This window comes from Hymenobacter sp. 102 (genome assembly GCF_049949205.1).
GTDB lineage: Bacteria > Bacteroidota > Bacteroidia > Cytophagales > Hymenobacteraceae > Hymenobacter.
In genome coordinates, this window is sequence record NZ_CP188172.1 from 2785025 (window position 1) to 2812008 (window position 26984).

The 26984-nt window shown below is 61.0% G+C and carries 26 protein-coding genes and 1 pseudogene; 13 read left to right on the top strand and 14 right to left on the bottom strand.

Annotation, left to right across the window (positions count from 1 at the left end):
- Window positions 1-325 precede the first annotated feature (325 nt).
- Together ACN19L_RS11920 and ACN19L_RS11925 are read left to right on the top strand one after the other, a co-directional pair.
- Window positions 326-1525, top strand: a complete 1200-nt coding sequence (locus ACN19L_RS11920; RefSeq protein WP_426489728.1) for a hypothetical protein — start codon at window positions 326-328, stop codon at window positions 1523-1525.
- 59 nt (window positions 1526-1584) lie between these two features.
- The gene (locus ACN19L_RS11925; protein ID WP_426489729.1) at window positions 1585-2217 is read left to right on the top strand and encodes a hypothetical protein; all 633 of its coding nucleotides are present in this window, start codon (window positions 1585-1587) and stop codon (window positions 2215-2217) included.
- 203 nt (window positions 2218-2420) lie between these two features.
- Here ACN19L_RS11925 and ACN19L_RS11930 read toward each other — a convergent pair whose 3' ends face one another.
- Both ACN19L_RS11930 and ACN19L_RS11935 read right to left on the bottom strand, forming a co-directional pair.
- Window positions 2421-3047 carry a response regulator gene (locus tag ACN19L_RS11930; protein WP_426489730.1) on the bottom strand — a complete coding sequence of 209 codons (627 nt, stop codon included), beginning with the start codon at window positions 3045-3047 and terminating at the stop codon, window positions 2421-2423.
- Between the two features lie 23 nt (window positions 3048-3070).
- Window positions 3071-5119, bottom strand: a complete 2049-nt coding sequence (locus tag ACN19L_RS11935; protein WP_426489731.1) for a tetratricopeptide repeat-containing sensor histidine kinase — start codon at window positions 5117-5119, stop codon at window positions 3071-3073.
- Between the two features lie 149 nt (window positions 5120-5268).
- Between ACN19L_RS11935 and ACN19L_RS11940 the strand changes: the two genes are divergently transcribed.
- The 3 genes from ACN19L_RS11940 (at window position 5269) to ACN19L_RS11950 (ending at window position 7749) form a co-directional block, all read left to right on the top strand.
- Complete coding sequence (locus ACN19L_RS11940) at window positions 5269-5640, top strand: hypothetical protein (protein ID WP_426489732.1); 372 nt, start codon at window positions 5269-5271, stop codon at window positions 5638-5640.
- A 44-nt stretch (window positions 5641-5684) separates the two neighbouring features.
- Complete coding sequence (locus ACN19L_RS11945; RefSeq protein ID WP_426489733.1) at window positions 5685-6749, top strand: fasciclin domain-containing protein; 1065 nt, start codon at window positions 5685-5687, stop codon at window positions 6747-6749.
- A gap of 220 nt (window positions 6750-6969) precedes the next feature.
- On the top strand, window positions 6970-7749 hold the full coding sequence (locus ACN19L_RS11950) for a porin family protein (RefSeq protein ID WP_426489734.1): 780 nt from the start codon (window positions 6970-6972) through the stop codon (window positions 7747-7749).
- A 337-nt stretch (window positions 7750-8086) separates the two neighbouring features.
- On the opposite strand, the gene ACN19L_RS11955 is transcribed toward ACN19L_RS11950, so the two are convergent.
- Complete coding sequence (locus tag ACN19L_RS11955; protein WP_426489735.1) at window positions 8087-10015, bottom strand: YfbK domain-containing protein; 1929 nt, start codon at window positions 10013-10015, stop codon at window positions 8087-8089.
- 175 nt (window positions 10016-10190) lie between these two features.
- Between ACN19L_RS11955 and ACN19L_RS11960 the strand changes: the two genes are divergently transcribed.
- The 3 genes from ACN19L_RS11960 to ACN19L_RS11970 all read left to right on the top strand — a co-directional run bounded on the left by ACN19L_RS11960 (window position 10191) and on the right by ACN19L_RS11970 (window position 13030).
- Complete coding sequence (locus ACN19L_RS11960; protein WP_426489736.1) at window positions 10191-11213, top strand: SPASM domain-containing protein; 1023 nt, start codon at window positions 10191-10193, stop codon at window positions 11211-11213.
- A gap of 98 nt (window positions 11214-11311) precedes the next feature.
- Window positions 11312-11923 (top strand): helix-turn-helix domain-containing protein, encoded by a 612-nt coding sequence (locus ACN19L_RS11965; RefSeq protein ID WP_426489737.1) that lies wholly within the window; start codon window positions 11312-11314, stop codon window positions 11921-11923.
- Between the two features lie 132 nt (window positions 11924-12055).
- Entirely contained in the window at window positions 12056-13030 is a 975-nt protein-coding gene (locus ACN19L_RS11970; RefSeq protein ID WP_426489738.1) for a hypothetical protein, read from the top strand.
- 78 nt (window positions 13031-13108) lie between these two features.
- Here ACN19L_RS11970 and ACN19L_RS11975 read toward each other — a convergent pair whose 3' ends face one another.
- The 8 genes and pseudogenes from ACN19L_RS11975 to ACN19L_RS12010 all read right to left on the bottom strand — a co-directional run bounded on the left by ACN19L_RS11975 (window position 13109) and on the right by ACN19L_RS12010 (window position 18792).
- Window positions 13109-13450 (bottom strand): hypothetical protein, encoded by a 342-nt coding sequence (locus tag ACN19L_RS11975; RefSeq protein ID WP_426489739.1) that lies wholly within the window; start codon window positions 13448-13450, stop codon window positions 13109-13111.
- Between the two features lie 134 nt (window positions 13451-13584).
- Window positions 13585-13785: a FeoB-associated Cys-rich membrane protein gene (locus ACN19L_RS11980; RefSeq protein WP_226271398.1), complete on the bottom strand. Its 201-nt coding sequence runs from the start codon at window positions 13783-13785 to the stop codon at window positions 13585-13587.
- Between the two features lie 230 nt (window positions 13786-14015).
- The gene (locus ACN19L_RS11985) at window positions 14016-14819 is read right to left on the bottom strand and encodes an inositol monophosphatase family protein (protein ID WP_426489740.1); all 804 of its coding nucleotides are present in this window, start codon (window positions 14817-14819) and stop codon (window positions 14016-14018) included.
- 48 nt (window positions 14820-14867) lie between these two features.
- The gene (gene lnt / locus ACN19L_RS11990) at window positions 14868-16559 is read right to left on the bottom strand and encodes an apolipoprotein N-acyltransferase (RefSeq protein WP_426489741.1); all 1692 of its coding nucleotides are present in this window, start codon (window positions 16557-16559) and stop codon (window positions 14868-14870) included.
- Window positions 16543-17286: a 16S rRNA (cytidine(1402)-2'-O)-methyltransferase gene (gene rsmI, locus ACN19L_RS11995; protein ID WP_426489742.1), complete on the bottom strand. Its 744-nt coding sequence runs from the start codon at window positions 17284-17286 to the stop codon at window positions 16543-16545. Before rsmI ends, lnt begins: the two co-directional genes overlap by 17 nt.
- A 145-nt stretch (window positions 17287-17431) precedes the next feature.
- Window positions 17432-17695, bottom strand: a pseudogene (locus ACN19L_RS12000) (4a-hydroxytetrahydrobiopterin dehydratase); the annotation flags it as partial.
- 39 nt (window positions 17696-17734) lie between these two features.
- Complete coding sequence (gene bamE / locus ACN19L_RS12005; RefSeq protein ID WP_426489743.1) at window positions 17735-18196, bottom strand: outer membrane protein assembly factor BamE domain-containing protein; 462 nt, start codon at window positions 18194-18196, stop codon at window positions 17735-17737.
- 38 nt (window positions 18197-18234) lie between these two features.
- A complete protein-coding gene (locus tag ACN19L_RS12010) occupies window positions 18235-18792 on the bottom strand; it encodes an NADAR family protein (RefSeq protein ID WP_426489744.1) in 558 nt (185 codons plus the stop codon).
- A gap of 110 nt (window positions 18793-18902) precedes the next feature.
- Between ACN19L_RS12010 and ACN19L_RS12015 the strand changes: the two genes are divergently transcribed.
- The 3 genes from ACN19L_RS12015 to ACN19L_RS12025 all read left to right on the top strand — a co-directional run bounded on the left by ACN19L_RS12015 (window position 18903) and on the right by ACN19L_RS12025 (window position 20473).
- Complete coding sequence (locus ACN19L_RS12015; protein ID WP_426489745.1) at window positions 18903-19403, top strand: hypothetical protein; 501 nt, start codon at window positions 18903-18905, stop codon at window positions 19401-19403.
- Between the two features lie 82 nt (window positions 19404-19485).
- Window positions 19486-19701 carry a hypothetical protein gene (locus tag ACN19L_RS12020; protein ID WP_426489746.1) on the top strand — a complete coding sequence of 72 codons (216 nt, stop codon included), beginning with the start codon at window positions 19486-19488 and terminating at the stop codon, window positions 19699-19701.
- A gap of 73 nt (window positions 19702-19774) precedes the next feature.
- Entirely contained in the window at window positions 19775-20473 is a 699-nt protein-coding gene (locus ACN19L_RS12025; RefSeq protein WP_426489747.1) for a metallophosphoesterase family protein, read from the top strand.
- 11 nt (window positions 20474-20484) lie between these two features.
- Here ACN19L_RS12025 and ACN19L_RS12030 read toward each other — a convergent pair whose 3' ends face one another.
- The 3 genes from ACN19L_RS12030 to ACN19L_RS12040 all read right to left on the bottom strand — a co-directional run bounded on the left by ACN19L_RS12030 (window position 20485) and on the right by ACN19L_RS12040 (window position 24322).
- On the bottom strand, window positions 20485-21291 hold the full coding sequence (locus ACN19L_RS12030; RefSeq protein ID WP_426489748.1) for a hypothetical protein: 807 nt from the start codon (window positions 21289-21291) through the stop codon (window positions 20485-20487).
- A 112-nt stretch (window positions 21292-21403) separates the two neighbouring features.
- Window positions 21404-21916 (bottom strand): hypothetical protein, encoded by a 513-nt coding sequence (locus ACN19L_RS12035; RefSeq protein WP_426489749.1) that lies wholly within the window; start codon window positions 21914-21916, stop codon window positions 21404-21406.
- Window positions 21917-22072: 156 nt separating this feature from the next.
- The gene (locus ACN19L_RS12040) at window positions 22073-24322 is read right to left on the bottom strand and encodes a beta-1,3-glucanase family protein (protein ID WP_426489750.1); all 2250 of its coding nucleotides are present in this window, start codon (window positions 24320-24322) and stop codon (window positions 22073-22075) included.
- Window positions 24323-24684: 362 nt separating this feature from the next.
- Between ACN19L_RS12040 and glyA the strand changes: the two genes are divergently transcribed.
- Together glyA and tatC are read left to right on the top strand one after the other, a co-directional pair.
- On the top strand, window positions 24685-25977 hold the full coding sequence (gene glyA / locus ACN19L_RS12045) for a serine hydroxymethyltransferase (protein WP_426489751.1): 1293 nt from the start codon (window positions 24685-24687) through the stop codon (window positions 25975-25977).
- Window positions 25978-26124: 147 nt separating this feature from the next.
- A complete protein-coding gene (gene tatC / locus ACN19L_RS12050; RefSeq protein WP_426489752.1) occupies window positions 26125-26982 on the top strand; it encodes a twin-arginine translocase subunit TatC in 858 nt (285 codons plus the stop codon).
- The last annotated feature ends 2 nt before the right edge of the window (window positions 26983-26984 follow it).

Genomic DNA, 26984 nt, shown 5'->3' on the forward strand with positions numbered 1-26984 from the left:
GAGCGTAAAAAAAGCGCCTCCCGAGCTGGTCGAGAGGCGCTGAAGAGTTCGGGTTAGGAAGGCTACAGGGCGGCCGCTCGACTACGCGTTGGCGTAGTAGAAATAATAGCTAAAAAAGAAGCGGGCCGTGGGCTGAGCCATGAGTGTCAGGGGGTTTACTGGCGGCAAGGTGGGGCCGGCCGGCGGCAATTCCAAATGCAACATGTAAAAAAAGCCCGAACAACTGTTCGTTTGTCTCCGAAATCAGCCGGAAAAAAGGCAACTTTCAGCTACCGTAGCGGCCTGACTGCCCGTCTCAGAAACAAGATAGATAACTCGTTGATTGATGCGTTTTTATAGCATAGCTACCGTGCTGGGGTTAACCGTTCAGGTGGCCTTGGCCCAAACTCCCGCGGCAACTGCCCTGACCCGCGCGGCCCAGCTCACAAAAGAGAAAAAATACGAATCGGCGTTTGACGTGCTGGACAAAGCCGACCCCAAAAACCTGCAGCCGGAACTACTGCTGGCCAAGGAAAAGCTGGTGCTGGAGAACTACCTCATCAGCATGAACCACCAGGCATTCGGGCTGCGCGACCTGGCTCCCGGCGAAACCGTGGAGAAGCTGCGTGGCAAGGAAGGCGACTACTCCATGCACATGCTGAATCTACCGCTGGAGCTCAACCGCCTGCAGCGCAAGTACCCCACCAACTACGCCCTCAGCAAAGGCCTCGGCGACTATTGGTACGCGGTGCTTATGTGCGGGTGCGGGGAGCAGGATAAGCCCGAGCGGCAGAAGCAGGACCTGGTGTTGCGCTACTACAACGCGGCTCACGCCCACGGCCTCGGCGACTATACCTCCTACTTCGGCGTGGGCTACGTGCAGCTGCTGCGCGACCAGGTTGTGCCCGCCACGGCAGCCTTCGAGAAGTCGGTAGCCCTGAAGGCCGACTACCCGAACTCGCACTACAACCTCTCCTACGCCCTGTGGCTGCAGAAAAAGCCGGCGGAAGGCATTGCGCACGCCAAAGCCGCCTACGACCTGTACGCAGACGAGCCGCGTCGCCGCGCTGATGCCGCCCGCATGCTGGGCATGCTGCAGGAGCAGCAGCAGAAACCGGCCGAAGCCAAAGCCGCCTATCAGCAAAGCCTGGTCCTGAACCCGCAGGATGCGCCATCCATGCTCGGGATGCTGCGGCTGGCGGTGGCGGCCCACTCACCGGAGGCGCCCACCTGGGCCGCCAAGCTCTACCAGCTCAATCCGGCCGATGACCAGATGTTCAGCGACATTCTGGACGTGTACCAGGAACATAATCAATGGGCGGAGGCCGAAGCCTTTTTCCGGAGCCAGCTGCCCACGGCCCCCAAGGAACCTACCGCGCAAGGCCTGCTGCATTTTTACCTTGGCACCCTGAATATGCAGCTGAAGCAGCCCCAGGCCGCTCGCCCGCACTTTCAGGAAGCCAAGAAGCAGTTGGCAACGGTGGTGAAGCCCGACCACCCAATAATGCAGGTTATTGAGAAAGGCCTGGCCGAGTCGAAGCCGTAACGGAGCAGCTTAGCACTGTTTTTGCCCGGCAGGCTTCCTACGCCTTTCTTCCTATTCCTATGCTGATTTCTACCCTGCTCGTATTGCTAAGCGGCCCGGCTCAGGCTCCCGACACCACTGGTACGGCTCCCGGCTACGGCGGCCACACCTACGCCTGGGGCACACTGGTGCCTCGGCGCGGCCCCGTGGTGCGGGCCTATCTGCCCACCACCGATGCTGGTTTTGAGATGCTGGTGCCCTACTACTCCAGCCTGCCCGCCGCTGCTACCCTCAAACCCAAAATGATAGCGGCCGCCAACGTCCGCTGGGTGCGGGTGGGCACCCACTACTCGGCGCTGATGCAGCCCGACAAAAACGAGCTGGGCGAACTGGCATCCCTTCGGGTATCGGGACCGGTAGAGGTATACCGCGTGAAAACAGTACCCCTTCCGGTGGCCAGCTTCATAGGTTCGGCCCCGGTGCTGAGCGCGCCAGCCTCGGGTAGCGTAACCACCGGTGCCCGGTGGTACCTGCGCCGCGCCGATGGCACCATCCTGCGCATCGACCCCGAGAAATTTGCTACCCAGGTAGCCGGCTTTCTGGCCGCTGACAAAGAGCTGGCCCAGCGCGTAGCCACGCGGCAGCCCGGCTACGGCTTAGCCGAGCTGGAAACCGTGGTGCGCCAGTACAACCAGCGGGCAGCTAGCCGTTGAATAAGTTGTTCAACAGACCATCATTCCGAGCATGTGGCGCATCAAGCCAGGGTCCGAGGAATCTCGCGTGCTGACGTTGCTACACCATCCGTCCTGCTGAGCTTGTCGAAGCATCTCTACCGCTTCGTTAGGCTATCATCACAACATCAGCACGCGAGATTCCTCGGCTGGGCTCGGAATGACGGTCTAATAAAGCGGTAGCTCTACAACAACCCATGCTCCACAGCCAGCCGGATGAGGGCGGCGGTGTTGTTCACCTCGAATTTTGCGAGGATGTTGCGGCGGTGCGTTTCTACGGTGAGGGCGCTCAGGAACAGCTGTTCGGCAATGGCTTGGCTGGTGAGACCCTGGGCAATGAGGGGCAGAATTTCCTTTTCGCGGCGGGTGAGCGGTGGTAGTGTGGGCGCGGGCGGCGAGGGTTGCAACAGTAGCTCCTGCACTTCGTCGCTGAAGTACTTGCGGCCCGCGTGCACCCGGCTGATGGCTTCGGCCAGCTCCTCGGGGGAGGCATTTTTGAGGACGTAGCCGGCGGCTCCGTCCTGCATCAGCCGCTGCACCATGCTTTTCTCGTTGAGCGTGGTGAGCACCAGCACCTTTACGCTTGGGTAGGTGCTGGCAAGCTGGCGGCACACGGCGCTGCCGGGCTGGTCGGGCAGGTTCAGGTCCAGCAGCACTACATCGGGCACCTCGGCGGCTACGGCGGCCAGGGCTTCGGCGGCACTGGCGCAGGTGCCCACCACCTGAATGTGGGGCAGAGGCTGCAGCAGAAGCCGCAGGCCTGCCAGCACCATCCGGTGGTCATCAACGAGCAATACACGAATAGCAGCCATACAGGAAAGTAGTCGGAAAGATATCAGGCAGAAAGCGGCGCGGCCCCGGTGGTGGGTACCGGCAGGGTAAGGGTAGCCGTAGTGCCCTGGTCGGTTTCAGATTCAAAGGTAAGCTGCCCGCCCAGCTGTTCGGCCCGGGCCTGCAGGCTGCGCAGGCCCACGCCCGTGCTGGCCAGCGTTGGGTCGAAGCCCCGGCCATCATCCTCTATTACCACGTGCAGCAGGGCATCGTGGCGCATGAGCTGCACCAGCACGTGCCGGGCCTGGGCGTGCTTCACCACGTTGTTCAGCAGCTCCTGCGCAATGCGGTACACGCCCGTTTCGAGGGCGGGGGGCAGCCGCTCAGTGAGGCCGTGCAGGTGCAGCTCCACCTGCAGCTGGCCGGTGCGGCGCAGGGCATCGCAGAAATCCTGCACGGCCTGGGCCAGCCCCAGCGCCAGCAGAGCCTCGGGCATCAGGTTGCGGGCCACGCGCCGCAGCTCACTAATGGAGCTATCCAGGTGCTCTACCGACTGCCCCAGCAACTCAGTGGCGGGCTCCGGCAGCGGGTGGCGGGTGCGCAGGGTGCCCAGGTACAGCTTCACGGTGGAAAGCATGCCGCCCAGGCCGTCGTGCAGGTCGCGGGCCACGCGGCGGCGCTCCTCTTCCTGGCCCTGCAACACCGATTGGGCAGCGCGTAATTCCTGCTCCTGCTCCAGCTGCCTAATCCGCTGCTGCTGCAGCTCCTGCTGCTGCCGGGCCAGCCGCCGCCGGTGCCGCAGCAGCCCCAGCGCCAGCAGCACGGCCACCCCCAGCACTCCGGCCAACAGCAGATATAATGTATTCAGGCGCCGTTGCTGCCGCAAGGCCAGCTGTTGGGCAGCTTGCTGCTGCCGGAGCTGTTGCAGCTGTTGGGCCTGCTGCCGGGTGCGGTACAGGGTTTCCAGCTGATTGACCTGCTGGCGCACCGTGGCCGCCGCCAGGGAGTCGCGCAGGTGCTGGCTACGGCGGTAGTAGCGCAGGGCCGTTTGGTATTGTCCGGTGCTTTCAGCTAGGCGGCCCAGCGCCGTCAGCACGGCGGCCTCCTGGTCGGTATCATGCAAAGGATGAAGCAGCTGCAGACTGTTGCGCAGCAGCTCCACGGCCCGGCCGGTGTTGCCCAACTGGGCTTCCAGCTGCCCCAGGTTGAAGAGCAAGCGGGCTTGGTAAGCAGGGTCACCTTTGCGGGCGGCGTAGGTAGCCGCCCGTTGCAGCGCCGGGTATGCCCGCTCGGGCTGCTGCCGGAACAGGTAATACTGCCCCAGCGTGCCGTAGTACTCGCCCGCGTACAAGCTGGCTTCGGGGTGAAGCGGGCGGGCCAGCTGCAGGAGGGTGTATGCACTGTCGGGCTGCTGCTGCTGGAGGTGCCAGGCGGCCAGCTGCAGGTAGGCGGGCAGCAGCTCGGGCCGGGGGCTGGGGCCGCCGGTTACTACCGCCCGCCGCCAGTAGCGGGTAGCCTGCTCAGGCTGGCGCAGCAACTGAAAGGTGCGGCCCAAGTTGGTGTACACCGTCAGCAGCACGGCCGTTTCGGAAGTATTTTCCAGATAACCCGCCGCCTGCAGATAGTAGCGCGTAGCCGCAGCCAGCTGCCCCTGCTGGTCGGCGGCGCTGCCGAGGTTGTTGGCAATGCTGGCCAGCAGCCGCCGTAGCCGCCCGCTGCCGGGTTTGCGGCGCAGCAGCGGCTCGGCCGCTTGCCGGGCACGCTCCGCGGCCTGCCGGGCCAGGTTGTAGCGGTGCCCAATAAGATGCAGTGCACTAAGCTGCAGCCAGCTATGCGCCTGTCCATACGCGTAGCCCAGGCGCTGACTCTGGCGCAGGGCCTGGGCGGCTGCTTGTCGGGCTTGGGCGGTGTCGGTGGCCGCCAGCGCGGCCGAGAGCCGCAGGGCCGTTTTCACCTGCTCGGTATCGGCGGGGATGGTGCGCAGGGCACGCTGCAGGCTGTCGATGGCACGTTGGGCATGGGCCGACTGAGGCAGCAGCAGCAGCACCCACACTCCTAGTGTCCGCGCACTTCGAAAACCAGCTGATAGCAACACCATAGCGGCTGCAAACATGCTCGGGTTTTTCAGAAAATTGGGTGCCCCGCAGAAAAATACTGGTTTTCCGGTAGGCCAGATTACCGCTTTCTGGTGAAGTCATGAAGGCCCCGCGTGGATCACCTTTGTATCGGTTCCTCCGCCGCCACCGCTTGCCTTTCTGCGCTATGAAAATCCTGTTTCTCCTGCTATGCACTGGCCTGCCGCTGCTGCGCTACACGCAACAATGGCAGCATGTTGCCGGGTCCGAAACGGCATCACTCGCGCAAACGGGCACTTCCGCGGCGGCCCGGGCTGGCTTCGTAGTGATGCCGGATGCGAAGCATAAAGGCTATTATCTGGTACGGCTGCCCGCCCGGCGTGAGGCTTTGCAGGTAAGCGTACTGGATGCCCACGGCCAACCCATGCAGCCGGCTCAGGTGGTGGCGGCTGCTACCACTACCCTCACCCTCGATGCCCGGCAGTGGCCCGCCGGCCAGTATCAACTACAGTTCCGCTCGGCTTCGGCAAGCATCAGCACCAGCCTGACCATTCCTTAATCAATACCTCGGGGCCTTACCTCCGCTCCTACTTCTTCCCTACTATGAAAACGCTTCGCCTCCTTCTCCTATTTCTGACTGGCCTGTTAGGCCTGATGAGCTGCCAGCACGATGCCGCGCCCGAGGTGCCGGTAACGCAATTGGAAAAGTACCTGGCCAACGACCCGCAGTACAGCACTTTCTACGCCGGCCTGCGCAAAACCGGGCTACTGCCGGAACTGAAGCCCGGTGAATCCTTTACCGTACTGGCTCCTACTGATGATGCCTTTGCCCAACTGAGCACCCCGTACGACGACTTCTCCACGGCCGACCGCATCAATGCCCTCACGGACGCCGGTAAGCTGCAGCTGCTGCGCGAGGTATTGCAATACCACCTGCTTCCCGGGCAGCAGCTCAGCAGCCTTTCTATATTTCCCTCCGTTGGCCGGGCCCAGTTTACCACGCTGCTGGCTGCCCCCAGCACCGCCCGCCGCGAGTTGCAGGTAGTACGTCACTTTGAAGTTATCAGCATCAACGGCCTGCTGAGTGGGGTTACATCCGCCGTCGGCGTCCCGCTGGCCGAATGCACAGTGCACCCGTTACGGCGCGTTTTGCTGCCCGGCACCCAGTCGCTGGCCGCGCTTATTCAGGAGCAGGCCCGGCAGACCGGTGGCCAGCACGCCCTGTTCTGGCAGGCCCTGCAGCGCCCGGCCGCGGCGGCTCTGCTCGCCGAGCTAACCTCTCCGCAAACCGACTACACCGTACTGCTGCCCTCCGATACCGGCCTGCTGGATCGGTGGCAGCAGCAAAACCCTGCCTGGACCAGCCTGAGCGCCGTACCCGATAAAGACCTACTTAAGACCCTGCGCTTGCACATTGTTTCCCAGCACCTGACGTCCAATGTCTTCCTGGGAATGGAGAAATCTCCCACTACTCTGTCTTCTGATATACTCAAGTTCACCGGCAGCTACACTTGGCCGAATGCCAGCAACCCTTCGCGCTATAGCTTTCAGGTGTGCACTCTGTTCTACTCCGGGGTAGAGGACCAGCAAACACCGTTTTTGCAGATTGACCACCAAGCTTCCAACGGCGTCATGCACCTACTGAACGGAGCTATTAAGCCGTGGTAAATCTATTGCAATTTATTGTCTGTGAAGTAACTATGTGAAAATACAATCAAGTGTTACTCAGTTTGCCGCTCGTGTTTCGCGGGCGGCAAACTGCGTTTCCAGGCCTTACAAGCGGTGGCTGATGAAAAAGTTGGCACGGTTTTGAAACACTACCCGTCAACTGGCTGCCCACCCTGCGCACACGCGGCGGCCGGTTTCTCCTTCCAACACCTTTCCTGCCATGAATACGAAGCGACTTTTCGGCCGCCTGGCCGCTGCTACTCTATTGTTTTCGGTTTTCACGTCGGCTGCAGAAGCGCAGGTGGTTACCCACCGCGTGCCCAAATACACCGGCCCGGCTCAGGCCCGCGCGGTGCGCCCGGCTCCTTCCTACTCGTCCTCCACGGCCACAGATGGGGTGAAATTTGGAGTGCGGGCCGGCGTCAACGTCTCCGACTTTTCGGGGGATGCCGTGAACAGCGTGATGGACCTGGCCGAGTACACCAACGGGGCGGTTACCAAGCAGATGAAGCCCGGCTTCTACGCTGGCCTCTACGCTACGCTGCCGCTGGGCCCACGCTTTGCCATCGAGCCCGGCATCGGCTACTCTGAGAAGGGTACCATTCTCACGGGCCGCATTCCGCTGGAGCAGTTTGATTTCCTGAATGCTAAAGTAACGGCCACCGGCCGCCTGGCTTACCTGGATATTCCGCTGCTGGCTAAGGCGTACCTGACGGATGGTTTCTACATCTACGCGGGTCCGCAGGCGTCGGTGCTGCTGTCAGGTAAGGCTCGGGTGCAGGCCGGGGCGCTGGGCTTCAACGCCATCAACACCAACTTCGACATCAAAAACCAGTTCCGCCAGGTTGATTTCGGGGTAGTGGGCGGCCTGGGCTACCAGTTCCAGAATGGCCTGGGCCTGAGCGCCGGCTATGACTATGGCCTGTCGTCTCTGGACAAGAACAACAACTTCAACGCCTACAACCGCGTGATTAAGGCCTCGGTAAACTACTCATTCTAAGCACCCGGCCTTCTTGAATAACGATAAACGGCCCCGCTGCTAACCAGCGGGGCCGTTTTTGCTACACATAGGATGCAGAGGTGGGAGGATATGACACCCAGATCAGAATAATAAAACCGAAGGCGGCCCGGCGGCGTGGGCCAGCGCCGGAGTCTGCAACCTCCTGCGCCTGCCGCCTTGTGAGTGAAGGTGGGCCGCCTCCGGTGAAAGTAAAATCAGAGCCGAAACGCCCGGAACCTTTGGCTAGTGTGGCGACCGGGCAGAATCAAGAGCTCCGGCAGGCAGCTCATAGTTGCATATTCTTGAAAATCTGTTAGTTATTTTTTTACAAAGCTTTTTACCGGGCGCCATACGCCTCGGGGCGCAAGCCTTCGGCCAGCTTCACCAGCCGCACCAGCTCGGCGCGGTAGCCGTCGGGGTCAAAGCGGCGGGCCCCGTCGGCCAGGCGGGTGGTGGCTTCATAGGTAGCCGTGCCCCGGTAGTCGCTCTGGCGGAGCAGCATGCCAAACTGGGCCACCGCCGCCGCAAAGCGCAGGTTCTCGCTGGCCTCCTGTATGGGCCGAGCGGTGCCGGTGAGCGGTATTTCCAGCTTGCGGCTCGTCAGGCCCTGGGGTTCTTTGTAGCGCAGCTTCACGGTGAGCAGCTCGGCTGAGGTTGGTACCGGCGTAGCAGGTTGGGTGGTTTGGTACTTGAGCGGGTCCACTGCACCGGGGGCACCTACGGGTACTACCTCGTAGAGGGCCGTAACGGTGTGGCCGGAGCCCAGCTCGCCGGCGTCTTTGCGGTCATTGTTGAAGTCCTCGGCGGCCAGCAGGCGGTTTTCGTAGCCCACCAAGCGGTATTCGCGCACCCGGCTGGGGTTGAACTCCACCTGCAGTTTCACATCCTTGGCCAGGGTGAACAGGGTGCCGCCGAACTGCTGCACCAACACCCGCCGGGCCTCGTCGAGGTTGTCGAGGTAGGCGTAGTTGCCGTTGCCCTTGTCGGCCAGCAGCTCCATCTTTTTGTCCTGGTAGTTGCCCTGGCCCACGCCCAGCACCGTCAGGAACACGCCGCTTTCCCGCTCCTGCTCAATGAGGTGCTCCATAGCGTCGTCGCTCTGCTCGCCCACGTTGAAGTCGCCATCGGTGCAGAGTAGCACGCGGTTGTTGCCGTCCTTATTGAAGTGCTGCCGGGCCACCTGGTAGGCCAGGCGCAGGCCCGCGCCCCCGGCCGTGGAGCCGCCCGCCGCCAGGTTGTCAATGGCCTGCAGAATAGTGGCCCGCTCGGTGCCGGCCGTGGGGGGCAGTACCGTGCCGGCGGCCCCGGCGTACACCACCAGCGCCACCCGGTCCTGGGGCCGCAGCTGCTTGGTGAGCAGGCGCAGGCTTTGCTGCACCAGTCCCAGCCGGTCCTCACCCTGCATCGAGCCCGACACATCCACGAGGAACACTAGGTTGGCGGGCGGCAGCTTCTCGGTGACTACCTGGCGGGCCTGCAGGGCTACCTGCACCAGTTGGTGCTCGGGGTTCCAGGGGCACTGGGCCTGCTCGGTGATGATGCGGAAGGGCTCGGGGACCGTGGCGGCGGGCTGGGGGTAATCGTACTGGAAGTAGTTGAGCATTTCCTCTACCCGCACGGCATCAGCGGGCGGCAGCTGGCCCTGCTGCAGGAAGCGGCGCACGTTGCTGTAGCTGGCCGCGTCCACGTCAATACTGAAGGTGCTCAGCGGCTCCTTGGCCACTTTTTGGAAGCCATTTTCCTGCACGTGGGCATAGGTTTCGCTGGAGCTAGGCGTGGGCTGCGGATATAGGTAACCGGGACTAACGGCCACGCCGGCTACGCGCCCCGAAAGGACATCTTTTGCGGCCCGACGCTTCTCATAGCTCCGGTTGCCACGGATGCGGCCGGGGGCGCCTGTTACTATTACTTCGTTCAACGTTTTCTGGTCGGCGGCCAGGGTTACGTTGATGACCGTTTGGCCATTGAGTTTTACTTCTTTCGCAACGTAGCCAACCGAGCTGAAAATAAGCGTGGTAGCTCCGGCCGGCAGCGTGAGAGTGTACGCACCATCATGGTCGGTACTTACGCCCACGCTGGTACCCTTTACCAATACCGTGACACCGGGTATGCCTTTGCCAGTGCTTCTCTCGCTCACGCGGCCCATGACAGTGTTTTTTTTCTGGGCTGGGTCTGCTACCTGGTAGAGGGCGTTGGCTTGTTGGGCCCGGGCGGCCGGGGCTGCCAGCCAAGCGGCCGCCAGCGTGCAATACAGAAGGGTTTTCATCAGCAGAAAGAATAGCGGTGTAAGGATGGGAACCGGCCGGGTTCTATAGGGTAGATGCCGTACTGTTTCGGATTCCACACGGCGGCGGCAAACTATTTTTTGGGGTAGCCAGAGAAACCCTAGCAAGAGGATTTCCGCCGCTGCTTGTTACTGGTGCCGTACCTTCGCCTTCCGCATGGCCTCCCTCCTCACTGACGCGCTCAACTTCCTGTCGAAAGCTACGCCCGGCCGCCTCTGGAACGGGGCGCAGGTGGTGGGCGGCTATGCCCTAAGCAAGCTCACAGGCAAGGCCCGCCACTGGGGCCTGCCGGTGGCCCTGAGCTTCGAGCCCACCACCAGCTGCAACCTGCGCTGCCCCGAGTGCCCCAGCGGCCTGCGAAGCTTCACGCGGCCCACCGGCATGCTGCCCGATGCGCTGTTTAAAAAGACCATCGACGAGGTAGCCTCCCGGCTTTGGTACCTGATTTTCTACTTTCAGGGCGAACCGTACCTGCACCCCAACTTTTTGGATTTGGTGCAGTACGCCAGCCGCAAGGGCATTTACACGGCCACCAGCACCAACGCCCACTACCTCAACGATAACAATGCCCGCCGCACCGTGGAGTCGGGACTCGACCGGCTGATTATTTCCCTGGATGGCACCACCCAGGATGTGTACCAGCAGTACCGGGTGGGCGGCAAGCTGGACAAGGTGCTGGAAGGCACCAAAAACCTGATTAAGTGGCGGCGGGAGCTGAAAAGCCAGACGCCCCGGGTGGTGTTTCAGTTTCTGGTGGTGCGCCCCAACGAGCACCAGATTGAGGAAGCCAAGCAGCTGGCCCAGGAGCTGGGCGTGGATGACGTGTGGTTTAAAACCGCCCAGATTTACGACTACCACAACGGCAGCCCCCTCATCCCCACCATCGACTACTACTCGCGCTACGAGAACAACCCGGACGGTACCTGGAGCATCAAAAACCGCCTGCTCAACCACTGCTGGAAGATGTGGCACTCCTGCGTGATTACCTGGGACGGCTTGGTAGTACCCTGCTGCTTTGATAAGGACGCGGAGTACCGCCTCGGCGACCTGCAAACCCAAACCTTCCGCCAGCTCTGGCACGGCACCAAATACCGTAACTTCCGCAGCGCCCTGCTCAAAGGGCGCGACCAGATTGAGATGTGCCGCAACTGCACCGAGGGCACCAAGGTGTGGGGCTAGGGTTGAATAGGTGAATTTGTGAACTGGCGGGCCGGGGCCGGATGTGCGGCAGAGCACTTATCTTGGCAGGTATCTAGCCCCCTGTTATCCACTACCCTATGTTCTCCACGGCCCGCATCACTACTATCCGCAAAAGCAAGGGCCTTTCGCAGGAGATGCTGGCGGAGCAATCGGGGGTGAGTTTGCGCACCATTCAGCGGGTAGAGCAGGGCGAAACTGAGCCGCGCGGCTACACTCTGCAGGCCTTGGCCGCCGCCCTCGATGTACCATTGGAAGCCTTCCGACCGGAGTCGGAGCCGGAACCGGTTGCCCCTACTCCACCCGCGCCCCCGGCCCCAGCCGCCCTCCGCTCCGACCCCGATTTTCTGCAGTTGCTCAACCTGAGTGCGCTGAGCTTTCTGGTGCTGCCGCTCCTGAATATTCTGGTGCCGTGGTGGCTGTGGCGGGCGCGCCGGCATACTACGGCACATGTGGCGGAGGTAGGCCGGCGGGTGCTGGGCTTTCAGATTTTGTGGCAGGTGGGTAGCTTCTTTGCCTTTATGCTGGTGCTGGTGGCGCAGCTGTTACTGGCTGGTTCGCACCGGGCCGTTTTTCCTGCGTTGTATACAGGCATGGTGGTGCTTACCTACGGCTTCAACGTGCTGATGATTGGCTACTATGCCATGCAGCTGCGTCAGGGCAACCTGGATATTTACCTGCCCCGGCTGTAAACCACAATTTCGCAGCGCATTATAAATCAGCTACATACACACAATGGCGGGCAAATGACGGGAGAATGACGCAGGGCCGAGTGCAGACAACCCGCACTTTTGGTGACATCAACCACCTGTGCTTACCCTGCTATGAAAACCCTGTTCAAAGTTCTCCTCGTTCTGATTGTGCTGCTGGTAGCCAGCGGCATTGGCGGCTACTTCTACGCTCGGCAAGCCTTTGCGCCGCCGGCCAATCAGCTTACCGTAGCCGGCCTGCCGGCTACTACTACCTTCGCCTGGCAGAGTGACTCAACGGTTACGCCGGCGCGGCCCCACGCGGTGCTGCTGGTGCCGGTGCAGCTGGCGGGCTGCCGCCGCACCTGCTACCTGCAGTTTGATACCGGTGCTCCGTACACGGTGTTCTACGCTAAGCCGCTGGCTGCCCTACGCGCCGCCTACCCCGCCACCCAAAACGCCCTGCTGCCCCAGCACGATACGCTCCGGGCCGTACGGTTCGGGTTGGGCAACGCGCAGGTAGCAGTAGCCAAAGCGCCAGTGCTGCGTTACGGTGCTGCCACGCTGCCCGCGGATAGCACCGCGCCGTTTGTCATCGGCTCACTGGGGGCCGATGTGCTGGTGAACCAGGCGTTGGGCATCGACTTTCCCCGGCAGCGCTTCAGCCTGTACTCCCGGTTGCCCGACAGCCTTACCCGGCGGGCCCAGTTCACCAAACTCAGCTTCGATAACCGCCGGGTGCTGGTGCAGGCCACCGTGCAAAACGACCAGCAGAATTACCTGTTCGACTCGGGCAGTAGCGCGTTTTCTCTGCTCACCAGCCAGGCCAAGTGGGAGAAGCTGGCCACCCCAGCCGCTACGCCCAGCGTATCGGGCGTGAACTCCTGGGGCAAAACGCTAACCGCCCACACCGTGGCCACTACGGCCGCTTTGCAGATTGGTACTCAGGTGCTGCCGCTGCACTCCGTCACGTACATGGATAATGTGAGCTTCTGGCAGCGGGCGCTCATGCAGGTTTCGGGTATGGGCGGCATGCTGGGCAACGAGGCCTTCACGCAGCACACTATTCTGCTTGATACCCAGGGCAGCCGGTTTGGCGTGGTGCAGTAAACTGCTTGGGCTCTGGCAATAAGAAAAGGCGTCCCGAACGAATTCGGAACGCCTTTTCTACTCATACGAGTACAGTTATTACTTGTGCTTCTTATCGAGGTTTTTACCCAGATCCTGTACGGTTTTCAGGAAATCATCCACGTCAGTATCAGCGTAGGTGCCGAAAGCGGAGGAAATAGTCCCGCGCGTACCATCGGCAGCCTCCACGGCGTACAGGATGGACATATCATCGGGGTTGCTTTCACCTTCGAAGCGGTAGAAGTCCACGATGGTCACGTCCTCGGGGCCGTAGCCTTTCGAGCGGTCATCTCCCATCGGGTACAAACGGCCATCCGTCACCCGGAAATCAGCCGTGAAGCCCTCTTTATTTAGTCTGCGCTCTACGTTTACGAGGGTGCGTTCTTCTTCTTTGTCCTGCATGGCGAGGGGTGTTTTAGGGAATAGGAAGGGATGGGGTCAGTGGGAATGTGGGTGGCCACGAAAAAGCCCCCGTGCCGGGCTATACGTAGCCGGCACGGGGGCGGGTTATATCCGAGGGCAAGAATATTGCGCCGTCAGGCTTTGGCTCCTTCACGGGCGGCAGCCAGCTCAATGGTGCGCTGCAGGCGGTCAACATCAATGGTGGAGCAGGCGCCCCCGCAGCCTTTAGCGCAGGCCGTTTGGTCTTTGGAGAAAAAGGAACGCCAGAAGATGCGCCCCACGTACCAAGCTGCCCCAACGAACAGCAGGGCAATGATGAGATACTGTATCCACATGATGCTCACAAAACTACGATGCGCGCCGGAAAGTTTACCGGTAAGGCCGAATCCATTTGGCTGTCATTCCGAGCGAAGCCGAGGAATCTTGCGGGCTGACATTGAATTAGGCAACTCAACGAAGCAGTAGAGATGCTTCGACAAGCTCAGCATGACAATACCACTGCAACGTCAGCACGCGAGATTCCTCGGCAGGCTCGGAATGACGAACAATGGTGGCTATGTGTACTCTACTCCGCTTCGTGCCAGAACTCCCGGATGGTGTTCTGCATTTCCTGGTGTACCAAGCCGTTGCTGGCTACCACCTGTCGGCCCGAAAGCGGGTCGCCATCCTGCAGGAACTCCGTTACGCGGCCCCCGGCCTCGCGCACCAGCAGAATGCCGGCTGCTACGTCGTAGGAGTTGAGGTTGAACTCGAAGAAGCCCTCGAAGCGGCCAGCGGCCACGTAGGCCAGGTCGGCGGCGGCGGAACCAACGCGGCGCACCCCGTGGGAGCGGCGCATGAACGAGCCCAGCACCTGCAGGTAGTCGTTCATCAGCTCAAACTTGGTGTAGGGGAAGCCGGTGGCAATAAGGCTGTTGTTGAGGTCGGGCACGTCAGACACGTGGATGGGCAGCTCGTTGCAGAACGCCCCGGCACCTTTGGCGGCCCGGAAACACTCGTCGCGCACTACCTCGTACACCACGCCGGCTACCAGCTCCTGGCCCTTCACCAGGCCCACGCTCACGCAGTACACCGGCAGGCCGTGCACAAAGTTGGTGGTGCCATCCAGCGGGTCGATAATCCAGTTGTATTCCTCGGCCCGGTCGGCACCCTCGGTGCCTTCCTCGGTGATGAAACCGGCTTCGGGCAGCACCTCGCGCAGGCCCGCCACCAACAGCTTTTCGGTTTCCTTATCCACATACGACACCAGGTCGTGCACGCCTTTCAGTTCAATGTGGCTGCGGTTGAACGTGGCCGCCTCTTGGCGGATAAATTGGCCTGCGTGGCGCGTTACGGCCGCCAGCTGAAAGCTGAGTTGATTGTAATCCATGCAATTAGTCGTGTTAAATCCTGCTGACCAAAGTTGAAGCAGAACATTCTAAGCCATTTCAGGCTGTTTGGGTTGTCTTTGTAATACGGCTCGCACCGCAACCAGCACCAACAGCAGCACTGCCAGCACCTGGCAGGCAGGGCCGAGCAGCTCGCCGTGCTGCACGTAAAACGTCAGCTCGGTGTTCAGGTGAACAGTGGCGCGGCTCACGGCGGGCACCCACCAGCCGGTTTGCTGGGTGATTTCGCCCTTCTGGTTGATGAAGCCCGAAATGCCGGTGTTGGCCGAGCGGGCCACGTCGCGGCGGGTTTCGATAGCGCGGAGCGTGGCGTACTGCAGGTGCTGCAGGTGGCCCGGCGAGTCGGACCACCACCCGTCGTTGGTGATGATGCCAATGAGCGTGGCCCCGTTCTGGGCGTACTGGTTCACGAAGTCGCCGTACACCGATTCGTAGCAGATAACCGGGGCTACTTTGAGGGCGGGCGTGGCCATCTGGTACACCGTGCGCTCCTCCTGGGAGCCCAGGCCACCGGCCGTACCACCCAAATCAATGACGAACATGCTCAGCCACGGCGGCACGCCCTCCACCCCCGGCACCAGCCGGCTTTTGTGGTAGAACTGCCCCGGCCCCGGCAAGTGCACGGCCGCGTTAAAGACATCATAGTAGCCTAAATCCTCGCGGAAGCGGGCGGTAGGGCTGGCCTTGGCTTTATCGGGGCCATACTGCTGCACGGAGGTGAGGCCGGTGATGAGGTCGAGGCCGGGGTGGCGGCTCAGCCACTCGCGCAGGCGCTGCACCTTTGGGTAGCTGTTGAAGGTAGCCTCGAAGTAGGTTTCGTCGAGCGACGTTTCGGGCCAGAGCACCAGCTTGGTTTGCGGGGTCAGGTTCTGCTCGGTGAGGGTCAGCAGGCGGGTCAGCTGCTCATCGTAGGACACAAACCGGGAGCCGCCCTCGAATTTCTCGTTGTAGGGGTCGATGTTGGGCTGTACCACCAGCACCTCGGCCGTTTCGCCCTTTTCCTGGTAGCGGCTTTCGATGAATTTCGACAACCCGATAGGCAGCAACACCGCCAGCAACGGCAGCAGCACCAGCCGCTGTAGCTGCACCCGTGATAAAGGTAGGCCTCCCGGCCGGGAGGCGGCGCGGTAGTCGCGGAAGGCAAAGAACACCAGCAGATTCACCACCCACATCCAGAGGGAGCCGCCCAGAAACCCGGTGTACTCGTACCACTGCACCCACTGATTGGCCTGGGCAAAGCCGTTGCCCAGCGTGAGCCAGGGCCAGGTCAGGAACCAGTGCAGGTGCAGCTGCTCGAAGGCAATCCAGAAAACAGGCAAAGAAGCATAGCCCAGCCTGGGGCCGAAGTGCTTCTTGGTGAGGCGGAAAGCGGTGAGGGGCAAGCTCATGAGGGCGGCATTGGCCACCACGGCCGTAATGCCGCCGCCCAGGGTGCTGTAGCTTACCCAATAGGTGGTAAACAGGTTCCAGAGCAGCAGCAGCAGGTAGCTGTAGCGCCACACTTTCCAGCCGCTCGCGCCGCGCCGGGTGAGCAGGTGCTCCAGCGTGAGGTAGGGTACCCAGCCCACCAGCAGTACCGCTGCCAGTGGGGCCGGATGCACCGGCCAGCCCAGCCACAGCAGAAATGCGCCCAGCAGCGCCAGCATAGTGGGCAGCCAGAACGCCGGAGTGGTGGCGGCCGGCGCGGTGGTGGCGCGGGTGGCGTTATTCGTCACGGTCATCGTTCTTGTAGCGGTCTTCTTTGGCGGGGCGCTCCTCCTTGCGGCCCTGCACTACCAGCACTATTTCGCCTTTGATGGCGGGGCGGGCGGCAAAGTTCCGGGCCAGGTCGGCCAAAGGAGCGGTTACGGTTTCCTCAAACAGCTTGGTTAGTTCCCGGCTTACGGAGGCCGGCCGCTCGGGCCCCAGCACCTCAGCCAGCTGCTCCAGGGTTTTCACAATGCGGTGCGGCGACTCGTAGAAAATCATGGTGCGGTGCTCCTGGGCCAGCTCCTGCAGGCGCGTCTGGCGGCCCTTTTTCACCGGCAGAAACCCCTCAAACGTGAACCGTTCCGCCCCAAACCCCGATTTCAGCAAGGCCGGCACAAAGGCCGTGGCCCCGGGCAGACATTCCACTTTGAGGCCCCGGGCCAGGCACTCCCGCACCAACAGGAAGCCGGGGTCGGAAATTCCGGGCGTACCGGCATCGGATACCAACGCCATGGTTTCGCCTTTCTCCAGGCGCTCCAGCAGGCGCTGCACCTGCTGGTGCTCGTTGTGGAGGTGGTAGCTGAGCATGGGCTTTTTCAGCTCCAGGTGCTGCAGCAGCCGGCCGCTGGTGCGGGTGTCCTCGGCCAGCACGGTATCTACCTCCCCCAGCACCCGAATGGCGCGCAGGGTTATATCCTCCAGGTTGCCGATGGGTGTGGGCACCAGGTACAGCAACGTCTTTTCTTGGGGTTCAGCCATACGGGCAAAGGTAGTTGAAGGGAGAGATGAGTGATGAATGATGAGAGTTGAGTGATGAATGATGAGTTTGTGTCGGAAGCCATATACTCCCCAACTGTTTAACTCATAACCCATCATTCATCACTCAACTCTCATACCTAATCACTCAACTCTCCACAGTTCCGCCGTAGTCAGCGGCCAGCTTGTCAATGGCAGCGGCCAGCTGGTGGTCTTTGGCGGTTACGGTATTGCCCGCGTCGTGGGTGCGCAGGCGGAAGCTGACCACATTATACTCGTTGCTCCACCACGGGTGGTGCTCCTGGTACTCGGCTTCCTCAGCCACGTCGCTCATGAAGCTGAAGGCCATTTTGAAATCCGGGAAGCGGAAGGTGCGGGTGAGGGCGTTGTCGGTTTCGGTCCACATAGGCGGCTGGAGGAGAAGATTTGAGCGAAAGGTAGTACAGCGGACCTAGTGCTGAGCCACCCAGCTTTTCAGCACCAGCCCGTCCGGTGTCAGAGCTACACTCAGGAAAGCAGGGTCCATGACAGACCAGCCGACCGGATAGAGCAATACGCGCACCGACCGACCGTGTGCCCGAAGGAACTGCGCTTCCTGAGCAGCTACCCGTTCGATGCTATTCATGCGGGAATTGGGGCCGGTAGCAGCACTCTTAGGGAGTGAAACCGAGTCTGGCAGCAGGGTGGTTAGCTCTTCCCGGTAGGGTGGTCCTAGTAGCTGTAGCACTTGCTGCTGCGTCATGCCGGGTCGTAGCTGACGGTGCACTACATCCTCCGCCATGTAACGGCGCGGATTATTCGTGTCCGTCATTTCCGGATTCTGCAGCCACACTTGTTGGTCGAAAGTAGTAGCAGGCTGGCAGGCGCTTGGCAATAGCACCCCACCAAGTAAGCAGTAGCGAGCAAGAGACATATGGTTCGGTTCTACAGTACGAGAGGGGCGCCTTTTATTTAGAGGACGTCACGCGCTTCCATCAGGGCAAAACCCAGCAAATTCAGGCCGGGCCACTCGGCGGGGTTGGCGGCGTGCGGATGATTCTGGGCCAGCCCAATGCCCCAGATGCTGTCAACGGGGCTGGCCTCTACCAGCACCCGATTGCCGGTACCCAGCAAAAATTCTCGTAGCGCCGGGTGCTGGCTGAACTTGGCCACGTTGCCCCGCACCACAATCTCAAACCGCGCAGCATTCCACCGGGCCTCATCGAAACCCTGTACTTGGCGGCCCAATCGTTTGGCCACATCGGGGTGAGGAGCCTGCAGGATGTCTTGGCGGGTGGCCTCATCCTGAAACAGCCGGGCTTTTTCGGCCATCATGTAGTGCTCGGCCGTGACGTACGTATCACCATCCGTCGTAAACGGGGCCGGATACCACTGGCTGAACACCTCTTTGCCGAGGCTGCCCTTACTGGTATAACCCCAGAAATACAGATACTTAGGCGCGGCTCCGTGGTGCAGGTGCCGGAGCAGGGTTTCTACGGAACGAATAGGCGGCAACTGATTGACAGACACAACAGTAAAGCAAATAACACGATAGTCAGGATCACCAAAGCTAAACCCAAACCTGGGAACGGCAGTACACTAACTCAGTACGCTCTGCCCACCTCAACACCTCTTTCACCATGGCTATTGACCCCAAAGACCGCCCCGTGCGCGTCATCAACGACGATACTACCGAACAGGAAATGGCGGCCGGCCACATTACGCCCGGCGGCGACCCACCCAAGAACGAAGCCGCCCGCGGGGGCTTCGGTAACCGGGAAGGCAAGGAAGGCTATGGCACTGACAGCGGCAGCGGCATTTCGGCCGTGTCGGTGAACGAGGATACCGACAAGATTGAGCATCCCGCTGATAACATGCGCACTTCCGACGAAGGCCGTCCCGACCGCCCCAACCAGGATTTGCCCGCTGATGACGACCAGGACCTAGAGGCCCGCCGCCCGGTAGACGAGCTGGATCTGGATGATGAACGCTCCGGCCACGACGAAATGGAAAATCCTGACTCCCGCGTAGGCATGGGGCAGATGGAGCCCAAAACCGGCACCAATGCTGACCTGGCCCGCCAGGGCACTAACGCCGACCTCACCGACCCCAACGCTTCCGATACGGCTATTATTCAGTAACGAAAGCCCCGCTTCGGCTGGCTAAGCCGCCCAGCCTCTCTCCCGCTCTTTTCTGTGAAAACAAACGAAACCACTTCCCGTCATGCCTTACAAAAGCAATAACACCAACCAGCAGTCCAAGGAAAACCACGGCAGCCCCACTCAGAGTGAGCAGCCTAAAGGCACCGGTAATTTACCCGTGAATCCGCGGAGCGAAGCCGAGGAAAACCGCTTGGCCGACGAAGCCCAGGATGCGGGCCAGCAGCACCCCAACCGCAACACCGAAAAGCCCGATCTGGACAAGCCTGCCTACAACTAAGCTGAGCAGTACCAGCAAAAAGCACCTGCCAAGGCAGGTGCTTTTTTTGTGTAACCTATTCATCCGCTGTTTTATGGCCCGCTACGTCACCACCGATTTGCACGGCTGTCTGCAGTCTTTCCAGCACCTGGTTGAATACAAGCTGAAGCTCCGCCCGCAGGACCAGCTTTATGTGCTGGGCGACTACGTGAACAAGGGCCCCGATACCCGCGGCGTGCTCGACTACCTGATGCAGCTGCCGCAACAGGGTTACCGGGTTATCTGCCTGCGCGGCAACCACGACCAGGAATTGCTCGACGCCGCCCAGGGCAATGCGACTCTCACCTGGGCCTCCGCCCAGGACCGGCAGCTTACCCTAAGCAGCTTCGGCGTGGAGCGCCCCGAGGATATTCCCACGCCCTACCTGCGCTGGATTCAGGAACTGCCTTACCAGCTGGAAGTACCGGGGTGGGTGCTGGTACACGCCGGTTTCAACTTCCGCCTCCCCGCCGCCGAAATGCGCCAGGACTGGCACACTATGCTCAATATTAAAGAGTTTGTAGCCGATGCATCCCGCTTGGAAGGTCGCCGACTGCTACACGGCCACGTACCAACACCTACTGCCGAGATTGAGAAACGAGTAAAGGCCCATGCCGGTGCTATTGGGCTAGACGCTGGCTGCGTGTACCGCCATAACCCGGAGCTACGCCATCTGGCCGCTTTCAACCTGGATACCGAGGAACTGATTCTGCAGCCTAACCTCGAGCCGGACTACCCAATTGGGGTGCGGTGAAATTCAACCCATTATTCTTGCGGCAGGGCATCGGAGCGGAGGAGCTGACGGGCAGCCTCCTGATAAGGATTGCGAGGGTCGTTGGCTACGGACCGAAGAGTATTGCGGGCGGCCGTAATCTGCTGGTTGCGCCAATAGGCCATACCCAGATGGTAGCGGGCCCGCCCCGCCAGCCGGGAGCCTGACTGCATAGCTACCCGACGCAAAAAAGGCTGCGCAGCCCGCACCTGCTCGGGCTCATCCTGGCTGAGCAAAAAAATACCGCTATAGTACGTGAGCGTATCCTGGCCCAACGTGCTGGTGGGCACCCGGCGCAGCGTGTAGAGAGCGGGCGTGTAATGGCCGTCCCGGTATTGGCGCATGGCTTCGGCCAGCAGAGGGCGCTGGCTTTCCTGAATTACCTCGTCGGCCAGGCCGGCATCGGGCACGTAGTAGCGGGTCCAGGCAATTTCGGGGCTGGAGCTGGCGGGCCGCATCAGAAACCACCACACGGCCAGCAATGCCACCAGCGCTACTCCGCCCACAATGGCCCACTGGCGCTGTAACCGGCGTTGGCGACGCTTGATGCGGGCCAGGGCCTCCTGGCGCTGGTCGAGGCGCCGGTCGAGGGCGAGCAGGCGCTGGCACAGGGTTTCGTGGCCCGCCACCCAGCGCAGGTCAGCCGAGAGCTGCTCATAGAGCTGATAGGCCTGGTATAGGTCGGCGTCCTGCTCCAGGCGGGTTTCAAAAGCCTCCTGTTCAGCGGCTCCCATCTGCCCATCGGCAAAGCGTTCCAGCTCATCGAGGTAGGGGCGCAGGTCGGGGGTGGGCGGGGTCATTGAAGTGCAGGTGCAGAAGTCGGCGGTGCATAGCAGGCTCAGGAACCTGATGCGGCAGCGTGAAGGAGAAACACAATGAGGTGGCTAAGCTACGCAGAAGCCGGCATAGCCGCTAGCTGGCGGCCGTTTCGGTACGCAGGCGCAACTCGTAGAGTTTACGCAGGCAGATGGATTTCTGCATTCGGGCCACGTTGGCATTGGCAAAGCCCATCTTTCCGGCCATCTTCTCAAAGTTGTAGCCCCGGAAATAAAAGTACATCAGCATCTTCTGGGAGTCGAGCCCCAACTGCCGGAACAGCTCCAGCAAGCGTTGGCGGCGGCCGGCCTCGGCTTTGGGCAGCACGGCCGTGGTGCGGGCAGCCCGCATTTGCTCATCGGCCATACCATACACGTACGCCCGCAGATCGGGGGGCAGTTTGGTCAGGCGCCCATCCGATACCTGATCGTAGAACTCTACCAGCACTGTGCGCAGCAACTCGTGGGCTTTGGGGGCGGAGAGTTGGTGCTGCCGACGGGCCCAGCGTGCAAACAGGTCCCGGTTCTGTTCATAGAAGGTAATCAGAAACGACTGATTGCCGACGCGGAGGCTGGTCAGGACTTCGGCGAGCTGCTGGGGTGTATTCATAGAGGCAAGATACGAGGGAACGGACGTTTGGTGACGCCCTCAACTACAACAGGCGGCCTGCCAGGCGGGAGGGTACTTTCCGGCTTATTGGCCCAGTAAAAAAGGCTGCCCCAGCGGAGCAGCCTTTCCATAGCTGAATTTGAACAGCCGCCGCCGTTACTTAATGAAGCGGCGCACCGTGGTTTTGCCCTCGGCGCTGACCACCACCAGCGAGTAGATACCACTGGGCAGCTTGGCAACATCGACCGGGCCCCGGCCGAGCTTTCCGGAGGCCAGGGTTTGGCCGTGCTCGTTCACAATGCGGTAGCTGCTGCCCGTCAGCACCACGGCCGATTGTACCTCCAGGCGGTCAATGGCGGGGTTGGGATACAAGGTCAGACTGGTTTGAGCCTCCGGCGTTTCTTTGGTTGTAGCCCCTGAAGAAGCCATCCGGGCGGCCGTACTGCTCCTGGTAATGCGCACCCAGTTGATATTCCAGCCCCCGCTCTGGGCGTAGATGCCAAAATTGTAGGTACCGGCGTTGATGGTTACGGTTTTGGATACAGTGGTCCAGGTTTGCCAGCCCCCGGTGCCGGGGATGGTGGAGTTACCGAACTGGATGGTACCGGCGTTCAAATCCGACGAGATGGTGCCCCCGCTACCACCGCTGGCTACGCGGTATTCAATAGTGTAGGTACCGGTGGTAGGGAAGTTGATGTTATTCCACACCAGATAGTCGCCGGCGTCCACGTAGCCCATGTTCTGCCCACCGCCGGCATCGGTGCAGGTTTCCACCGTCATGCCGTTGTTCACGTTGGCCGCTTCCGCCTGCAGGGTTACACTGAAGGCACTGGCAGTAGCCGCACGTACCCGCACTGAGGTAGCCTTATCATTCCAGTTGCCGGCACCCAAAGCGTTGTTTACCAGACAGCTGTTGCCGGCACTACCCACCGTCAGCGAACCGCCCGAGAAATTGTCGTTTTCATACAGCACTACCTCGTAGCCGCTGTTTACTTTGAGGGAGGAAATGTCGTCGTTGAGGATGCCCCGGCTTTGCAGGGCGCTCAGCGTGTAGTCACCTGCGGGCAGGGCTACGGCTGTGCCGGTGTAGTTGCAGTCCTTGTACATGGTGGCCACGCCGGTGCCGCCCGTGCCCTGGCCCGCAAAGCCGCCCCAGGTGGCCGTTACCTGCGTGGGTTGCGGGGTTTGCAAGGTGGCCGACTGGTCGTTCACGTCATCGTAGGCGAAGCCGTAGCTTTTGTTATCGTAGCTCACGCCGGGCAAGTGCCAGAAGCGGGCGTAGTAGTTCATGGGGGCCGCCTGGTAATATTTGCTGGCATCGTAGAAGTTCTGCTGGCCGGGGTTGGCGGTAGTCACGTCAAGTACGTGGCGGTTGATGGCGGCCGTAATCTGTGCCTGCACCACCAGGTCACAGTCTCCGTCGCCTACGCGGTTATCCAGCAGGCCCTTGCCCTCAAAGGCCATCTGGGTGGTGGGGCGGCCATTGATAATGCCCGTGCGGCCGGCAAACGCCCCGCTCTGCCCAACCACCGTCAGCCGGTCGTTGGCATCAATGCGGCCTTTGAATACGCCCGCGTTGCCGGCGTAAAAAATCAGATCCGTGCCTTTATACTTGTTCCAGATGGCGTCGATGTAGCTTTTGAAGTATTGCCCATAGGCCCCGTTGGGCGTGCCGTTGGTGCCGTCGCCGAAGGCCGCCGTTTTGCTGGGGAAGGTGATGACGCCGGTCGTGTTGTTCACGGTGCCCTGAAACTCGGTGGGCACGTTGGCCTTGTAGCGACTCACGATGTCGGCGGCCGTCAGCAGCTCCCCGGTTTTCTGGTACACGTTGTTGTTGCCGCGTAGCTCCAGCCCCATAGGATAGTTGAAAGCATCGACGCGGGTGGTGTTGCCGAAAAAGCCGTACTGGTTGTTGGTCAGCTCAATGTTCTCGTGCACAATGCCCTGGTTCGGGTCGCTGGCGTTTTGCAGGTTAGGGCCGGCGTAGCCGCTGGGTGCTCCGTTGGCCCCAAAGAAATACAGGTATAGCTGCTGCCCCCGCGAGATGTACACCCGGCAGCCGGCAATATAGGGCAGCCGGAACGTCCGGTTCGGGATGGTGCTGAGGCGGAAAAAGCAGGCCGCGTACTTTGAGTTCTGGCCCGGGCCGGTGTTACCGTTGATGGTGGGGCCGGTTACCGTATTATAGCTGGGGCTCATGGGCAGCACCTGGCTGTTGGTGGGGTTCACCCACACGTGGTTGCCGTTGGTATCAATGCCCACAATACCCACCCACAGGTCGGCGTCCGGGGTGGTGGAGTTGTTGTTGATGGTAAACGGGAGGCTGGTGTTCTGAGCCCAGGCCAGCAGCGGAAGCAGGTTGCTCAGTACCAGCAGGCACCAGGCAAAAAGAGTACGGTTTCTCATGGGTAGGAATTTGGTTGTGGGAAGTGAAAAAATGAACGGATTACGACCACGCGCAAGGCTTGGCAGCCCGCCAAAGTAGCCTCCCGCAACCACCCGAAAAATGACTCTTCCACGGTTCGTTTTTCCGTATTTTAGCTACCACACACTCCCCCTGCAAGCTACTGCACACGCCGGCCGGCCCTGCCACGGCACGGGCTTCAGCTTGCCCAGATGCAACCGACACTTAGCGCACACGTGGCCGGCGGCTACCTACCAGAGCAATGCCCAAATTTTATACCTGCTCGGGCAGGCGCTTTGGGGGAGCAGCCGTATCCCCGCTTACTTCGTTTCCTCATCCGCATTTCCGGCTTACCTTTGACCATATGGAAACGCACGCCACCACCCGCACCCTCGATACTGCCGTCTTCGACCTGATTCAGAAGGAGAAAGAGCGGCAAACCCACGGCCTGGAACTCATTGCCTCCGAGAACTACGTTTCGGAGCAGGTAATGCGCGCCCAGGGCTCCATCCTCACCAACAAGTACGCCGAGGGCCTGCCCGGCAAGCGTTACTACGGCGGCTGCGAGGTGGTTGATCAGATTGAGCAATTGGCCATTGACCGGGCCAAGGAACTGTTTGGAGTAGAGTGGGTGAACGTGCAGCCCCACTCCGGCGCTCAGGCCAACGCCGCCGTGATGCTGGCCGTGCTCCAGCCCGGCGACAAAATCCTTGGGTTCGACCTCAGCCACGGTGGCCACCTCACCCACGGCTCCCCCGTCAACTTTTCGGGTAAGCTCTACCGGCCCAGCTTCTACGGCGTGGAGCCCGAAACCGGCCTCATCGACTGGCAGAAGGTAAAGGAAACCGCCCGCCGCGAGCAGCCCAAGCTCATCATCTGCGGGGCCTCGGCCTACTCCCGCGACTGGGACTACCAGGCCCTGCGCGAAGCCGCCGATGAGGTGGGCGCTCTGCTGCTGGCTGATATTTCCCATCCTTCGGGTCTCATTGCCAAGGGCTTGCTGAACTCGCCCTTCGAGCACTGCCACATTGTAACCACCACCACCCACAAAACCCTGCGCGGCCCCCGCGGCGGCCTCATCATGCTGGGTAAGGATTTCGAAAACCCCTTCGGCCTAAAAACCCCGAAGGGCGAAATCCGGCTGATGAGCAGCCTGCTCGACGGGGCCGTATTCCCCGGCACCCAGGGCGGCCCGCTCGAGCACGTAATCGGGGCCAAGGCCGTAGCCTTCGGCGAAGCCCTCAGCGACGCGTACACCGACTACACCCACCAGGTAATTCGCAACGCTCAGGCCCTGGCCAACGGCTTCCTGGAGCGCGGCTACCAGATCATTTCGGGCGGCACTGATAACCACTTGATGCTGATTGACCTGCGCAGCAAGGGCCTCACCGGCAAGCTCGCTGAGAACACCCTCATCAAGGCCGACATCACCATCAACAAGAACATGGTGCCCTTCGATGACAAGTCGCCCTTTGTGACCAGTGGTATGCGCATCGGCTCGGCCGCCGTCACTACCCGCGGCCTCAAGGAAACCGATATGGCCCGCATCGTGGGCTTCATTGACGAGGTACTGACCCACAACGCCGACGACAGCCGCATTCTGCGGGTGCGGGGCGAAATCAACGAGTGGATGCAGCAGTATCCGCTCTTTTCGTAATCAATGCGTGAATGGGTGGATAAGGGAATAAGTGAGTGACTAACCAGCCGTAGAATTAGCGGGAGCAACATCCTGTTACCCGTCGCTTACGTTTGTTCTCATCGTTCCCGCACACTTCACTCATTCACTCATTCACCCATTCACTCAGTGAACCAACCTCAACCTGCGCTGGGCGACCAGCAGGAAATGTCCTTTATCGACCACTTGGAGGCGCTGCGCTGGCACGTCATCCGGGCGGTTATTGCCGTGGTGGTATTTGCCACCGGTGCTTTCTTCGCCAAAGACTTTCTGTTCCACGACCTGATTCTGGGCCCGTCCCGGCCCGATTTCTGGACGTATCAGATGCTGTGCCGGGCCGGAGCCGCGCTGCACGCTGATGGGCTGTGCGTGGATAAAATTGACTTTGTGATTCAGAACCGCGAGATGAGCGGGCAGCTGTCTATGCACCTCAGTTCGGCCTTCGTGGTAGGGCTGGTGCTGGGCTTTCCGTACCTGTTCTGGGAAATCTGGCGCTTTATCAAGCCAGGCCTGTACCCCCATGAGCGGGCCAATTCCCGCGGGGCCGTGTTCTTCGTGTCTATTCTGTTTGTGCTGGGTTTGTTGTTCGGCTACTACATAGCCGCACCCATGAGCATCAACTTCCTGGCGGGTTACGTGGTGGATGCCACCATCGAAAACCAGATTGACATGCAGAGCTACATCAGTACGCTCATGACCATGACCCTCTCGTGCGCCTTCGTGTTTGAGTTGCCCATGATTGTATTCTTCCTGGCCAAAGCCGGCCTGATTACGCCCGAAATCATGCGCGTGTACCGCAAGCACGCCATTGTGGTCATTCTCATTATCGCCGCCATCATCACTCCCCCCGATATTTCGGCCCAGCTGATTGTGACGATTCCAATTATGCTGCTGTACGAGCTCAGTATCAACATTGCCCGCATTGTGGGCCGTAGCCGCACGGCCGCCCTCAACGCCCAACTGGCCGAAAACCAGGGTATAGCATAAAA